We start from the raw sequence: 14812 nt of genomic DNA, 5'->3' as shown, positions 1-14812 counted from the left end.
GCTCACCCTGGCGGTGATCAGCTAATGGAGTGGTTTTACCTGGCCATCGGCCTGCTGCTGATCCTCGGCACCGGCTTCTTCGTTGCCGTCGAGTTTGCGCTCGTCGCACTGGATCAGACCTACGTCCAGCGGGCAGTCGACGAGGGCGACAAGCGCGCGGAGCCGCTTCTTCGCTGCCTCAAGTCGCTTTCCACCCAGCTTTCCAGCTGTCAGCTGGGCATCACGCTGACCACCCTGCTGACCGGTTACGTCATGGAACCGTCAGTGGGGCGTCTTCTCGAGTCGCCATTGGCTGCCCTCGGTGTCCCGGACACCGCGCGGTCTTCGATCTCACTCATCCTCGCGATGGTCCTGGCGACGCTGCTCTCGATGCTCATCGGTGAGCTGGTGCCCAAGAACATGGCAATATCCCTGCCCTTCAAAGTCGGCAGGGCACTCGCACGCCCGCAACTCCTCTTCACGGCAATCTTCAAACCCGCGATCGTTGTCCTCAATGGTTTCTCCAACCGGGTCCTGCACCTGTTCGGCCTGGAAGCGAAAGAGGAGATTTCGGGAGCGCGGTCACCGTCAGAGCTGTCCTCACTCGTGCGCCGGTCGGCAGAAATGGGAACCCTGGATCAGGGCACAGCGAACTTCCTCGCTCGCACCTTCAGCTTCTCCGAGCGCACAGCAGCGGACGTCATGACGCCGCGGATCCGGATGGCGACCATCGAATCCGATGAAACTGTGGCCGACGTCGTTGATCTGGCACGAAGAACGGGATACTCCCGGTTCCCGCTGATCGGGGAATCGCCCGACGACATCCGCGGGGTGGTGCACGTGAAGAAGGCGGTCGCCGTGCCGCGGTCCAGACGCGCCGAACTTCCGGCCGGCACCATCATGACCGACGTGCTCCGGGTTCCCGAGACGGTGCATCTTGATTCCCTGCTCAGTGAGCTCCGGGAGGCCAACCTGCAGCTCGCTGTAGTACTCGATGAGTACGGCGGCACGGCTGGTGTGGTCACGCTCGAAGACCTGGTCGAGGAGATCGTCGGCGAGGTGGCAGATGAACACGACAAGCTCAAGCCCGGTGTACTGCAAAGCGCCGCCGGGAACTGGTTCTTCCCCGGAATCATGCGCCCGGACGAGGTCAGCGACCAGGTCCCGCACCTGTCGGTGCCCGATGAAGCAGGTTATGAGACGGTCGGCGGTTTCATGATGTCTGTCCTGGGCCGGATCGCCGAGGTCGGTGACCGGGTGGAGGTGCCCGGTGGAATCCTCGAGGTGGAACGCATGGATGGGCGCCGCATTGACCGCATCAGCTTCCTCCCGGTCGAGCCCGCGGAATCCGGGCAGTCCGGCGACGGCGCCTCGTCAGTAGGGGGCATCCGATGAGCGACTGGGCAGGAATTCTTTGGCTGGTCCTTCTGTTGATCGGCAATGCGTTCTTCGTCGGTGCGGAATTCGCGATCATGAGCGCACGCCGGAGCCAGATCGAACCGCTCGCGGAGGAGGGGTCCAAGCGGGCGCGCACTACGCTCTGGGCGATGGAACACGTCTCGCTCATGCTTGCCTGCGCGCAGCTGGGCATCACCGTATGTTCGCTGCTCATTCTTCAGGTGGCCGAGCCTGCCATCCACCATCTGATGGTGGTACCGCTTGAGGCGATCGGTCTGCCGGGAGGCCTTGCGGACGGCATTGCATTCGGTATCGCGCTGGCGCTCGTGACGTTCCTGCATGTGACGTTCGGCGAAATGGTGCCGAAGAACATTTCGGTGTCGGTAGCTGACAAGGCTGCCCTGCTCCTCGCGCCGCCGCTGGTTATGGTAGCGAAGGTTGTGCACCCGGTGATTTCCAGCCTGAACTGGACCGCCAACCACATCCTGCGCGCCCTGCGCATCGAGCCGAAGGATGAGGTGACCTCGTCCTTCACGTTGGAAGAGGTGCAGTCCATTGTGCAGGAATCGACGCGCCACGGGCTCGTGGATGACGACGCCGGGCTGATCAGCAGCGCACTGGAGTTTTCAGGGCAGACAGCAGGGACAGTCATGGTCCCGTTGGATGAGCTGGTTACCCTCGGAACCGATTCCACTCCCGAGGAGTTTGAGCGGGCGGTCGGCCGCACCGGGTTCTCCCGTTTTGTGCTGGTGGATGAACTCGGCAATCTCACCGGCTATATGCACTTGAAAGATGTCATGTCCATGCCGGAACAGGCGTACGCCAGGCCCATTACGGAGAACAAGGTTCGCGCGCTTGCGAACCTGAGCATGGACGATGAGATCGAGGACGCGCTGGCCACCATGCAGCGCACTGGATCCCACCTCGCTCGTGTCATGACGCAGGACGGCCAGGCGCGCGGTGTTCTCTTTCTGGAGGACGTCATCGAGCAGTTGATTGGCGAAATCCGCGATGCTACGCAGAACCAGGGGTTGAGGAGAACCGGCGAATCGCTTCAGGAAGGCGTCAACCTCGGCACCACAGAAGCACGCTAGGCGAGCGCTTCGGCTCCCTCCTCCTGCGAGCGGGCGGCACCGGACGCGAAATGCGAATGATTCGCGTTTAGGTTAGAGTTGGTCCATCCACTTGAACCGCTTTGCTATCCCCTGGAACAGATCGAGGACCTTCATGCGCAGCATTTCCGCGCGAACGACGGCGGCGCTCACCGCTGTAGCCCTTTTTCCGCTGGCTCTGGCCGGCTGCGGACAGGACGCCGGCAGCGCCGGAGAGACGGCAGAGTCGGGAGCCCTGCAGGTTGTGACCTCCACGAATGTCTACGGCAGCATCGTTGAAACCGTGGGTGGGCAGAACGTCGAGGTAACGGCGATCGTCAACAGCCTTAGCCAGGATCCGCACTCCTATGAGGCGACAGTGCAGGACAAACTCGCTGTGTCCAAAGCTGACCTGCTGGTGGAAAACGGCGGAGGTTATGATCCCTTCCTTCACCAGCTCGCCGACTCGGTGGAAATGGATCATGACTACGTGCTCAGCGCCGTCGGGATTTCGGGCGTAGCTCCCGAGGATGAAGCCCACGCGGAGGAGGAGGCGCACTCGGAGGACGAGCATGACCACGGATCCTTCAACGAACACGTCTGGTACAACCTCGATGCCATGGCAGACCTTGCTGATGCTATCGGGGAAAAGCTCGCTGAGTTGGACCCGGCTAATGCAGACACCTATGAGAGCAACGCGGACACGTTCGCAGAGGAAGTCGCAGGGCTGCAGGGCCAGGCCGAGGCCCTGGCCTCGGAGGCGGACGGTAGGACCGTGGCCGCAACCGAACCCGTTCCCGCCTACCTGCTGGAGGCCGCCGGGCTGAAGGATGCCACCCCCGCCGATTACACGGAGGCCATCGAGGAGGGGGCCGATGTGCCCGTTGCGGCGCTGAACGAGATGCAGGAACTCGTTCAGAGCCGGTCCGTTGCCTTCCTGGCCTACAACGAGCAAACCGAAGGCCCGCAGACACAGGCGGTACGCAGCACCGCCGAGGCCGCGTCCGTGCCGGTCGTTCAGTTCACTGAGACGCTTCCGGCGGGCGAGGATTACCTCTCCTGGATGAGCGCCAACGTCGAGAACATCGCTGAAGCCCTGAAGTCCTGACAGAATTGGCCAAGACCCTCCCTCCCACGGCTTTAGGAGACTTCATGGTCACCGACGACGACGGCGATGCTGCCGCTCACCCCGTGGTGAGCCTGCGCTCAGCCTCGCTCTCTTTTGGTCGCCGGAGCCTATGGCATGACCTGGAGCTGGACATCCGGCCGGGTGAGTTCCTTGCTGTGCTTGGTCCCAACGGGTCGGGGAAAACCAGCTTGCTGCGGGTTCTCCTGGGCTTGCAGGAGTTGGACTCGGGGACAGCCACCGTGAACGGCCACGCACTGCACCGTGGAAGCCGGGCATTCGGTTACATACCGCAGCAGAAGTCGTTCGCGCCGGAGACCCCCCTGCGTGCGAGGGACCTGGTGGGGTTGGGAGCGGACGGGCACCGCTGGGGTTTTCGCCGAGGCGGCGCATCCTACCGGCGAACCGTGGATGCCCTCCTGGAAAAGGTGGGCGCGTCGTCGTATGCGGATGCGCCGGTCGGGCGACTGTCCGGCGGCGAGCAGCAGCGCCTGCGTGCCGCGCAGGCGCTGGCTACCGACCCGCAGGTACTGCTGTGCGATGAACCGTTGCTTTCGCTGGACCTCCACCACCAACAGGCGGTGAGCCGGCTCATCAATGATCAATGCCGTAAGCACAACACCGCCGTTGTCTTCGTGACGCATGAGATCAATCCGATCATCGATTATGTTGACCGCGTCCTCTATCTGGCAGGCGGACAGTTCCGTGTGGGCAGGCCACAGGACGTGATGACCAGCGAAGTGCTGTCCGATCTCTACGACAGCAGGGTGGACGTCATCCACAACAACGGCCGCATTGTTGTCGTGGGCCTGCCGGATGCAACCACCCACCACCACGCGGAAGTAGCGCAGCAATGACGTTCGAGGAGATGCTCCAGGCCGTTTTCACGTTCGACAACTACAGCGAACTCCTGCCGCTGGTGCAAAATTCGATCTGGGCCGGCGCAGTGCTGGGCCTGCTGGGCGGCCTGATCGGCACTTTCGTAATGATGCGGGACCTTGCCTTCGCAGTTCACGGCATTGCCGAACTCTCCTTCGCCGGAGCCGCCTTCGCACTGCTGATCGGGGCCAATGTGGTGTTCGGCTCGCTGATCGGCTCAGTGATCGCCGCGATCCTGCTTGGACTGATGGGCATCCGGGCGCGCGACCGTAACTCGATCATCGGCGTCATCATGCCGTTCGGGCTCGGATTGGGCATCCTGTTCCTGGCCCTTTACGAGGGCAGGGCGGCCAACAAGTTCGGTCTGCTCACGGGGCAGATCGTCTCAGTTGACCAGGTTCAACTGACGCTCCTGGCGGGGTGCGCCGTCGTCGTCATGGTTGCCCTTGGCGCCATCTGGCGTCCGCTGACCTTCGCCAGCGTGGACCCGGATCTTGCAGAGGCGCGCGGTGTGCCGGTGCGCGGTCTCTCGCTGATCTTCATGTTCCTGCTTGGAGTCTCCGTGGCGCTGTCCATTCAGGTTGTGGGCGCCCTGCTGGTGCTCGCGCTGCTGATCACTCCCGCTGCGGCAGCGCTCAAGGTCACCTCGTCACCGCGGCTGGTGGTGCTGTTGAGCGTCGCATTCGCGTGCACATCGGTGGTTGGTGGGATCCTGCTGGCGCTGGGTGGACGGATCCCCATCAGTCCCTACGTGACCACCATTTCCTTCGTGATCTACCTGGTGTGCAGAGCTATCAGCTGGCGTCGCGCACAGAAGGCGACGGCGTCGGAATCCCGGGCCGTCCAGCCCGCCTAAGCCTTTGCGGCGCTGCACTCCGGACACAGCCCGTAAATCTCAACCGTGTGCGCAACTTCGGTGTACCCGTGCTCCTGCGCCATGCGGGCAGCCCACTGCTCGACCGCCGGCGCTTCGATTTCCACTGCCCGTCCACACCTGCGGCAGAGCAGGTGATGGTGGTGATGTTCGACGGCGCACCGGCGGTAGACAGCCTCTCCCTCGCCGTTCCGCAGCACATCCACCAGGCCGTCGTCGGCCATCGACTGAAGGATCCGGTAGGCGGTTGCCAGCGAGACCGACTCGCCGCGCTCGTGCATTTTGCGGTAGAGCTCCTGAGTGCTGACGAAGTCGTCCAGCTCATCGAGGGTTGCGCTGACTGCCCGGCGCTGCCGTGTGACGCGCTGTTCCGAGCCCTTGCGTGTTGGCTGGCCTGCTTCAGCTGGCATGTCCGCTTAGGTCACCTCACTCTCGGAATCTGCAGTGGATTTCCGGACCGATGCTCCGGAATGAACCCGGGTCAAGGGTAGCACCGGCCGTTGTCCCTATCGGTTGCGCGGAACCGGAGACGGAGCGTCGCGACGGCGGTAGTGTGGGCGCATGTTGCTCACCAAGTACACCCACGCGTGCGTCCGGGTCGAGAAGGACGGGACAGCTCTTGTCCTGGATCCCGGGAACTTCTCCGAAGTCGAGGAGGCAGTGTCCGGCGCGGCGGCGGTCCTGATTACCCATGAACATGCCGACCACTTCGACCGGGAACGAATCAGCGCTGCCATCCGCGCCGACTCACTACTGGAGGTGTATGCACCCCAGGGCGTCGCTGCCCAGTTGAGGGAGGCGCTGGACGATGACGGCGCGGCCGCGCGCGTGCACTCAGTCGAACCGGAGCGCAGCTACACCATCGCGGGCTTCACGGTGCAGACCTTCGGCGGACAACACGCCCTCATCCATCCGCACATCCCGGTGGTGAGGAACATCGGCTACCTGATCAACGGTGCCCTCTACCACCCGGGCGATTCGTTCATCGTTCCTCACGGCGTGCAGGTGCAGACGCTCCTCGTGCCGGTTCACGCCCCGTGGTCGAAGACGGCTGAGGTAATTGATTTCGTCACCTCAGTCCGCGCAGAGAGGGCGCACCAGATTCATGACGCACTGCTGAACGGGACCGGACTGGCGATGGTCGAGGGGCACGTCTCCCGGCTGGGGAAGCACTACGGGACGGACTTCGAGCACCTGGATCCAGGCCGGAGCGTCGAGCTCTGAGCCTCGGGCATCATCCATCCGGCGACTTCCGGGATTCCGGGCTGCGCGGTGAAACGGTGTAGGTTGCAACTTCCTTCAGCTGCGGAGCGCGCGGATCGCCGTCAGTGGCGCCGGTTGCCCAGCGCAGGCTCAACCCGTCGTCGGTATCTTCAAGAACCGCCAGGTTGTTGTCGAACCAGGGACCCCTGATGCTCTTCCAGGAGAAGGGCGGCTTCGGCACCTTCACGGAACGGGCAGCCAGTGCTCCCACCGGGCCTGCGACGCCGTAGGACATCACCACTGTGGCAAAGCGCAGAGCGCGGGGGAGCGGGTTGCGGATCGGGGAACACACGGCCTGGATGATCCGGCTGCCCGAGGACCGTTCAACCTCTGCTATGTAGGAAAAGTGCACGTCACCGGAAAGGAAGGTCACGGTCTCGGGTGCCAACCCGCGCTTGCCGTCAGCCACCTCGGTCGCGAGGTCCGCGACCACCTTGAAGCTGCGCTGGAACGCGCCCCAGTGCTCAAGGTCCAGTGCCTGCCGCAGCGCCTCGCCGATGCGCGACCCCCGCTTCCCCCAGGCACCCTCTGCCAGGGCTTCGTCCCATGACTCGATATGGTGCAGCCCGCGCGGGAGGAGGAACGGAAGCGAGGTTGCAACGATCAAGTGCCGCACTCCGCCCTGGAAGTGTTCGTCCAGCCAGGCGAGTTCGGCATCATCCAGAAGGGAGCGCTGCCCAGGATCGAGCACGCGTGCCGCACGTGAATCGACAGTGATGATCCGCACGTCCCCGATGTCCCGGCAATAGCTCCAGCGGTAGCTGGACGGCTCGGCGTCTGCCCGTTCGGCAAAAGCTTCGAGGTCCGCGGTGAGATCGAGTTCGTCAGGGCCCTGATGGGCGCGGATTCTCTGCCAGAGAATGTCGTCGGCGCGTCCAACCGGAGAAAGGTTCCCGAGGTGCTGATATACCCAGTAGGAGGCTAGTCCGGCAACGATGCGGCCCTGCCACCAGGAGGTGCCGTGCATTTTCTCCCGCCACGTGAGGGAGGCATTCCAGTCGTCGCGGATGTCATGGTCGTCGAACATCATCGCGCTGGGAACGGTGGAGAGCAGCCAGCGGTTGGCGTCGTCGGACCAGGCGAGTTTGTACAGGTGGGCATACTCTTCGTAGTCCTTCAGCTCCTCACCCGGCGGATCATCAAGGGAGCGCCGTGAACGGATGAAGTCCTGCATCTCCTTACTCGTTGAATCCGCATAGACCTGATCGCCGAGGAAGGCGATCAGATCGGGGCGGGCACCGTCGTCGTTGTGGAGGGCCTGATGCAGGGCGAAGGCGCGCAGCGCGTCGACGCCGTGGCCGGCGTTGCCGAGCGCGTCATGCGGGACGCTGGTCCGGCATGAGCCGAAGGCGAGGCGCAGCCGCCCCTGAGGATGAAGCGTACGGATGGACGGTGCAGGGAATTCAGAGGCAGGTTCCGGCCATGCGCGCTCGCCGGCTATGTCTACGGTGTACTCCACGGTGGTGCCCGGCGGAAGATGCTCCGCCTCGACCAGCGCATAGTGATGACCATGGACGCCGAACGTGGCAGCGGTCCACGTCTTTCCATCCGCGCGCAACTCGACCGTGCAGGCTGTACTGGTTTCCATCCATAGCGTCGCCGAGGTTTCATCGACATACCGGAGCATGGGACCGAGCACCAGTGAAGCTGTCATTACCCTTTTGTACCCCGTGACGCCCTTCAGGACCAGAGCCCTGCCCGCTTGGTCACCAGGTGTGCGCCGCCGGCTTGGAGGGGACCGCGGAGCTGTGGTGAACTTGGCTCACACCTGTGACCGGCGTGCCACCGGTCACACATTCATAAGGAGATCTTCATGGAGACTCTGATGGACGTGCAGGCGCTGCGGAACCGGATGACCTCCGGTCAGCAGACCGTCCTGCTGGATGTTCGCTGGACGCTGGGCAACCCCCACGGTCACGAGCAGTACCGATCAGCTCACATTCCCGGCGCCGTCTACGTTGACCTTGAAACGCAGCTGTGCTCCCGTCCATCAGCAGCGGAGGGACGGCACCCGCTGCCCGAACCGGCCGCGCTCGAGGAGGCGGCCCGTCAGTGGGGCATCAACGACGGCGATGTGGTTGTTGCCTATGACGACAAGGGGAACCTTTCGGCAGCGCGCCTCTGGTGGCTGCTTCGCGATGCGGGCCTCACCAGCGTCTATCTACTCGATGGCGGACTGAATGCGTGGCAGGCGGCCGGGTATGAGACGGAGCGGGGCGAGGAGCAGCACTGCCTGGGCGAAGTCACCCTGAGTTCCGGACACATGCCGGTCCTGACGACGGCCGACGGCGTTCTCGCTCTGGCTGGGAACGGCGTGCTGCTTGATGCCCGGGCGTCTGAACGCTTCCGCGGCGAGACCGAGCCGGTCGATGCGAAGGCCGGGCACATTCCCGGTGCCTCCAGCGCTCCCACGTCCGAGAACCTCACGGCGGAAAACACATTCCTGCCGCCGCCGGAACTGCGCCGGCGTTTCGCTGCGCTCGGCATTACCGAGACAGCAGAGGTTGGCGTCTATTGCGGCTCCGGTATCACTGCTGCGCACGAGATCGCCGCGCTTGAGGTTGCCGGCTATCAAGCGGCGCTTTACCCCGGCTCATGGTCTCAGTGGTCCCAGCGTGCGGATCTGCCGGTGGCCACCGGTCCCTGATCCTGCACCGGACGGGCTCGGTTGCAGGCGTTCGCCCGTGAGAGAGTAGCCGTTATGAGCATCGCACACGCCTACGCTGCCACCTCGGCCTCCAGCGGACTGGGACGCACAACCGTCGAACGCAGGGAACCTGAGCACGACGACGTGGAAATCGCCATCGAATACTGCGGACTATGCCACTCGGATGTCCATGCAGCCCGCAGCGAATGGGGCACTGCCCGCTACCCCCTGGTGCCCGGCCACGAGATTGTAGGTCGGGTCACCCGGGTCGGGGCATCCGTGACGTCCTTTGCGGTCGGCGCCAGGGTGGGAGTCGGCTGCATGGTGGACTCATGCCGCGAATGCGAGAGCTGTATGGACGGGTTGGAGCAGTACTGCGTCAAAGGAATGACCGCTACCTACGGCACACCGGACCGAAGGCGCGACGGTGAAGTCACCCAGGGCGGCTACTCGACCTCGATTGTCGTGAATGAGGGCTACGTTCTCCGGATACCGGAGTCCATGGACCCTGCCGCCGCTGCGCCGCTGCTGTGCGCCGGTATCACCACCTTCTCGCCGCTGAATCACTTCGGCGTGGAAAAAGGTGACGCTGTCGGCGTCGTCGGGCTCGGTGGCCTCGGACATCTGGCGGTGAAGATCGCCAAGGCGATGGGGGCGGAGGTGACGGTCTTCACCACCTCGTCCGGCAAGATGGACGCCGCACGCGAACTGGGAGCGGATCACGTGGTGTTGTCCAGGGATGCGGACGCCATGGCAGCCGTATCCAACACGCTTGACGTCGTCATCGATACGGTGGCGGCGCCTCATGAGCTGAACCCCCTGATCCGCGCGCTTCGCCTGGACGGTGCACTATTCCAGCTCGGGCTGCCGGCGGACCCGATGCCCGCCGTTGACCCGGGACTGCTGGTCCGGAAGAGACGCAAGTACGCGGGCTCACTCATCGGCGGTATCGCAGAAACCCAGGAGATGCTTGATTTTTGTGCCGAGCACCAGGTGGCATCGGATATAGAACTCGTTTCTGCTGACCAGCTCAACTCCGCGTATGACCGCATGGTTGCAGGCGACGTGAAGTACCGCTTCGTGCTTGATGCCGGATCGCTGAAGGAGGACTTATGAGCACGCTGTTCACCAGGATCATCGCCGGGGAAATCCCGGGCAGGTTCGTCTGGAAGGACGAGGACGTGGTGGCGTTCCTGACCATAGAGCCCATCACTGACGGGCACCTCATGGTGGTGCCACGCCACGAGGTTGCGCACTGGGTGGACCTGGACCCGGACCTGCTCGGCAAGGTCATGGATGTGGCGCAGAAAATTGCCAAAGTTCAGGAGTCAGCCTTTCACTCCCGGCGCATCGGAGTGCTCATGGAGGGCTACGAAATTCCGCACGTGCATGTGCACATCTGGCCGACGCAGAGCCCGGCTGACTTTGACGTACACAACGTGGACCATAATCCCGATCCGGCGAAGCTCGACGAAAATGCGGAACGGCTCCGCGCGGGCCTGCGAAGCGCAGGGTTCGGCGACAACGTCCCTGACTGAACCCTCAACCAACCGAACTTTTGGGCACCTTCAGCGGGTTCGAGGGGTGCCGAACCCGCCGGAGCTGCGCAAAATTTCCCGGTTCTCAGGCGGCGAGTGCTTCGCCCAAAGCTGTCCGGATACGCTTTTCGGAGACCGAGTAGGCGGTTCCCAACTCCTGGGCGAACAGGCTGATCCGGAGTTCCTCGAGCATCCAGCGAACCCGTCGTAACGCCGGCGGCACGGGCCGTCCGTTTGGAGCCACTGCGGCCACGGCGTCGTCGTACTCGTCTTCCAGGCGCTGCACTGCTGCGGTATTCACGCCGTCGCGCTGGACGCTGGTCTCCAGTTTCTCGAGCCGCCTTTCGATGCCGGCAAGATACCGCGGCAGATGGGTCAATTGCGCGTATCCGGTCGTTGCGACAAAACCGGGAAAGACGAGCTGCTCAAGCTGGCTCTTCACATCGTTGAGTGCGGTGATGAGCGCCAGACTCGTGGTGCCTTTCAGTCGTTTTTCGATCCTGCGTGCACTTGCGAGGATCTTCTCAACCGTTGCCGTAACGATGAACACGGTATCGATGAGTTCGGCGCGGACGTTCTCGTACAGCGCATCGAACTCGCTGACGGTCCACGGCAGCTCCTCGGGCGTGAGCTTGTCGATGGCCGCGATGGCGCAGTCCTCAATCAGCGCCGCGACACTGCCGTGTGGATTCTGGCTGAACGTGAGCTTCTCGGCGTTGCTCAGGTGCTCAAGGACGTAGCGCGCTGGGCTAGGAACCCGCAGCGCAAGCAGGCGGATAACACCCGCCCGCATGGCAGCTGCCTGCCCGGCGGCGTCGGGGAAAACCCTGAGTCCGACGGCGTTATCCTCAGCTACGAGCGCGGGATACCCGGTCACCCGGTGACCGCCGACAAGCCTGGAAACGTCCCGCGGGATAGTTCCGAAAGTCCACGCGGTTGCGCCGCTGACCTCCTTGATGCCTGGTGTGGCCGCTGGCGACGCTGACGGTGACGACGACGGCGCTGCCTCCTGCTTTCGGCTTGCTGCCTTCGAAATCCGCTGAACAGATCCAGGGGTGGCCCCGAGTGATTCGGCGATTGCCCGCCGGGTCTGCGCGGCAAGCCGCTCCTGGAGCGCCTGCAGATCCTTGTCTTCGTCCAGAATGCGGCCGTTCCCGTCCACCACCTCGAAGCTCATCAAGAGGTGCGGCGGCAGGGCATTACGGTTCCAGGACCCCGGGGGAATGATGTGTCCTTTCAACCTGCGCAGGGCCAGTTCCAGCGATGGCTCAAGTGCGTCTCTGCCCGGATCGAAATCGGCGTGCAGGGCATCGACGGCGCTCCGTGCGACGTCGGGTGCGGGAATGAAATTCTTGCGCACCTGCTTGGGCAGCGATTTGATGAGCGCGGCAACAAGTTCGACGCGCAACCCGGGAATCTGCCACTGGAAAGGGGCAGGCTCCAGTTGGTTCAGGAACAGGATGGGCACCTGCACCGTGACGCCGTCCGAGGCACCCGGGATGTTGGGGGAGAACTCGTAACGGAGCGGCAGGTCAAAGCCCTGCTGGTGCCATGTCTTCGGAAATGCCGTCTCGTCAAGGTCGGCATCGCGGCTGAGCAGTTCCTCGGGCTTGAAGTCCAGCAGATCCGGATGGTCCTGGCGTGTCTGCTTCCACCACTTGTCGAAGTGGCGCTCGGACACCACATCCTGCCCCACGCGGGCATCGTAGAAGGCAAACAGTGTTTCGTCGTCCACCATGAGGTCGCGGCGGCGCATCCGGTTTTCCATCTCTTCGATCTCGGCGATGCGCGCCTTGTTGCGGTGGAAGAACTTGTGATGGGTGCGCCAGTCGCCCTCCACCAGGGCATGGCGAATGAAGAGCTCGCGGGCCAGCTCCCTGTCGATGCGGCCATAGTTGATGCGCCGCTGGGGCACAATCGGTACGCCGTAGAGGGTGACCTTCTCATAGGCCATGACTGAGCCCATTTTGCGGGACCAATGGGGCTCGCTATAGCTGCGCTTCACCAGATCCGGCGCCACCTCCTCGGCCCAGAGAGGATCAAACGCTGCCACCACACGGGCCCATAGCCGGGAAGTTTCCACCAGCTCCGCGGCCATCACCCAATCAGGGCTCTTCTTGAACAGCGCGCTGCCCGGGAAAATGGCAAAGCGGGTGCCGCGCGCGCCTGAGTATTCGCGCTTGCGCTGATCATAGAGGCCAATGTGGCTGAGCAGGCCGGACAGCATGCTGATGTGGATCGCATCATGGCGGCCCACCGGATCCACTGCGCTGGGAGCCAGTGTGATCCCCAGCGGCTTCGCGAGCTGCCGCAGCTGAGCGAAGAGATCCTGCCACTCGCGTACGCGCAGGTAATTGATGAATTCGTTGCGGCACAGTTTTCTGAACTGGGTGGAGGACAGTTCCTTCTGCTGCTCCTGCAGGTACCGCCACAGGTTGAGGTATCCCGTGAAGTCTGACTTCTCATCCGCAAACCGGCGGTGTTTTTCGGTTGCACTCTGGAGCTTCGCAGCCTGGTCCGGCTGCGGACGCTCCCTCGGGTCCTGGATGGTGAGTGCCGCAGCCAGGACCATGACCTCTTTGGTGCAGCCGCGGCGCCCGGCCTCAACGATCATGCGCCCGAGCCGCGGATCAACGGGCAGTTGGGCCAGTTGCCGACCCACCGGCGAAATGCTGCCGTCCGCGCTAAGCGCGCCGAGCTCGCGAAGGAGCGTGACGCCGTCGTTGATTGCTTTTGAGTCCGGTGGCTCCACAAAGGGGAAGGCTGCGACGTCCTTCGGTCCGCGGGTCACTCCCATGGCCGTCATTTGAAGGATGACCGCAGCGAGATTGGTACGGAGAATTTCCGGATCCGTGAAGGGGCGTCTGGATTCGAAGTCCTCCTCGGAGTAGAGGCGGATCGCTATGCCGTCGGATACGCGGCCACAGCGGCCGGACCGCTGGTTCGCAGAGGCCTGCGACACCCGCTCAATAGGCAGCCGCTGCACCTTGGTACGGTGCGAATACCGGGAAATGCGGGCGGTTCCGGTATCAATGACGTACTTGATCCCGGGAACGGTCAGTGACGTTTCGGCGACATTGGTAGCGAGGACAATGCGCCGTCCCGTCCCGCCCGGCTTAAAGACCTGGTGCTGCTCCTGCAGGGAGAGGCGGGCAAAGAGGGGCAGGATCTCCGTGCCACGAAGCCGCGGGTTCACCTGCACACGCGCGCGGAGTGCATCGGCTGCATCCCGAATCTCGCGCTCGCCGGAAAAGAAGACCAGGATGTCGCCGGGCGCTTCACGGGCAAGCTCGTCAACGGCGTCGCACACAGCGTCCAGTGGGTCGCGGTCTTCCTCAAGCTCGTCCTGTGCGCCGAGCTCAGCGTCAGACCCTGTGTCACCGGCGGGTTGGCTGAGCGGGCGGTAACGAATCTCCACCGGGTAGGTCCGCCCGGACACCTCGATGATAGGCGCTGGCTGTTTATTCGGCGCAGCCTCATCCGCCGCGAAGTGGTTTGCGAAGCGCTGCGGATCGATGGTGGCCGAAGTGATGATGAGCTTCAGGTCGGGGCGCTTGGGCAGGATGCGCTTGAGGTAGCCCAGGATGAAGTCGATATTGAGGCTGCGCTCATGGGCCTCGTCGATGATGATGGTGCTGTACTTCTTCAGCAGCTTGTCATGCTGGATCTCGGCGAGCAGGATACCGTCCGTCATCAGCTTGATGCGCGTGCTCCGGCCCACCTCTCCGGTGAACCGGACCTGGTAGCCGACTTCCTCCCCGAGCCTGACGTCCAGTTCCTCGGCGATGCGTTCGGCAACCGTACGGGCCGCAAGGCGGCGGGGCTGGGTATGGCCGATCATTCCGGACCGGCCAAGGCCGAGTTCCAGGCACATCTTGGGAATCTGCGTGGTTTTTCCCGAGCCCGTTTCGCCGGCGATGATGGTGACCTGGTTCGCCGCGATGGCAGCCATGATGTCTGCCCGCCGTTCCGAGACCGGGAGCTGGGCAGGGTAAGTGATTGTCAGGGACATGATTG

12 protein-coding genes are annotated in these 14812 nt (G+C 63.5%); 9 read left to right on the top strand and 3 right to left on the bottom strand.

Annotation, left to right across the window (positions count from 1 at the left end; translation table 11 throughout):
• Nucleotides 1-24: 24 nt before the first annotated feature.
• The 5 genes from P4U43_RS05880 to P4U43_RS05860 all read left to right on the top strand — a co-directional run bounded on the left by P4U43_RS05880 (nucleotide 25) and on the right by P4U43_RS05860 (nucleotide 5329).
• Nucleotides 25-1374, top strand: coding sequence for a hemolysin family protein (locus P4U43_RS05880; protein ID WP_277357882.1), 1350 nt, complete (start codon nucleotides 25-27; stop codon nucleotides 1372-1374).
• Nucleotides 1371-2471, top strand: coding sequence for a hemolysin family protein (locus tag P4U43_RS05875; RefSeq protein ID WP_277357881.1), 1101 nt, complete (start codon nucleotides 1371-1373; stop codon nucleotides 2469-2471). The genes P4U43_RS05880 and P4U43_RS05875 overlap by 4 nt, the downstream gene beginning before the upstream one ends.
• Before the next feature lie 133 nt (nucleotides 2472-2604).
• Nucleotides 2605-3576 (top strand): metal ABC transporter solute-binding protein, Zn/Mn family, encoded by a 972-nt coding sequence (locus tag P4U43_RS05870; RefSeq protein ID WP_277357880.1) that lies wholly within the window; start codon nucleotides 2605-2607, stop codon nucleotides 3574-3576.
• Between the two features lie 44 nt (nucleotides 3577-3620).
• Nucleotides 3621-4451, top strand: a complete 831-nt coding sequence (locus tag P4U43_RS05865) for a metal ABC transporter ATP-binding protein (protein WP_277357879.1) — start codon at nucleotides 3621-3623, stop codon at nucleotides 4449-4451.
• Nucleotides 4448-5329: a metal ABC transporter permease gene (locus P4U43_RS05860; RefSeq protein WP_277357878.1), complete on the top strand. Its 882-nt coding sequence runs from the start codon at nucleotides 4448-4450 to the stop codon at nucleotides 5327-5329. Before P4U43_RS05865 ends, P4U43_RS05860 begins: the two co-directional genes overlap by 4 nt.
• Here P4U43_RS05860 and P4U43_RS05855 read toward each other — a convergent pair.
• Nucleotides 5326-5757 (bottom strand): Fur family transcriptional regulator, encoded by a 432-nt coding sequence (locus P4U43_RS05855; protein WP_056548042.1) that lies wholly within the window; start codon nucleotides 5755-5757, stop codon nucleotides 5326-5328. The two genes, P4U43_RS05860 and P4U43_RS05855, sit on opposite strands and share 4 nt — an antisense overlap.
• Nucleotides 5758-5908: 151 nt before the next feature.
• Between P4U43_RS05855 and P4U43_RS05850 the strand changes: the two genes are divergently transcribed.
• On the top strand, nucleotides 5909-6571 hold the full coding sequence (locus P4U43_RS05850; RefSeq protein ID WP_277357877.1) for an MBL fold metallo-hydrolase: 663 nt from the start codon (nucleotides 5909-5911) through the stop codon (nucleotides 6569-6571).
• Nucleotides 6572-6581: 10 nt separating this feature from the next.
• Here P4U43_RS05850 and P4U43_RS05845 read toward each other — a convergent pair whose 3' ends face one another.
• Complete coding sequence (locus tag P4U43_RS05845; RefSeq protein ID WP_277357876.1) at nucleotides 6582-8264, bottom strand: alkaline phosphatase D family protein; 1683 nt, start codon at nucleotides 8262-8264, stop codon at nucleotides 6582-6584.
• 159 nt (nucleotides 8265-8423) lie between these two features.
• On the opposite strand from P4U43_RS05845, the gene P4U43_RS05840 reads away from it, so the two are divergent.
• The 3 genes from P4U43_RS05840 to P4U43_RS05830 are packed head-to-tail and all read left to right on the top strand — an operon-like array spanning nucleotide 8424 to nucleotide 10795.
• Complete coding sequence (locus P4U43_RS05840) at nucleotides 8424-9257, top strand: sulfurtransferase (RefSeq protein WP_277357875.1); 834 nt, start codon at nucleotides 8424-8426, stop codon at nucleotides 9255-9257.
• Nucleotides 9258-9311: 54 nt separating this feature from the next.
• Nucleotides 9312-10373, top strand: a complete 1062-nt coding sequence (locus P4U43_RS05835; protein ID WP_277357874.1) for an NAD(P)-dependent alcohol dehydrogenase — start codon at nucleotides 9312-9314, stop codon at nucleotides 10371-10373.
• The gene (locus P4U43_RS05830) at nucleotides 10370-10795 is read left to right on the top strand and encodes an HIT family protein (protein ID WP_277357873.1); all 426 of its coding nucleotides are present in this window, start codon (nucleotides 10370-10372) and stop codon (nucleotides 10793-10795) included. Before P4U43_RS05835 ends, P4U43_RS05830 begins: the two co-directional genes overlap by 4 nt.
• 85 nt (nucleotides 10796-10880) lie before the next feature.
• On the opposite strand, the gene hrpA is transcribed toward P4U43_RS05830, so the two are convergent.
• Complete coding sequence (gene hrpA, locus P4U43_RS05825) at nucleotides 10881-14807, bottom strand: ATP-dependent RNA helicase HrpA (RefSeq protein WP_277357872.1); 3927 nt, start codon at nucleotides 14805-14807, stop codon at nucleotides 10881-10883.
• Nucleotides 14808-14812: the final 5 nt, after the last annotated feature.

It is taken from the genome of Arthrobacter vasquezii (assembly GCF_029455255.1).
Taxonomy (GTDB): domain Bacteria; phylum Actinomycetota; class Actinomycetes; order Actinomycetales; family Micrococcaceae; genus Arthrobacter_D; species Arthrobacter_D parietis.
Note: the sequence above shows the minus strand (reverse complement) of the source record. Positions and strands in the feature narration are given on the sequence as shown.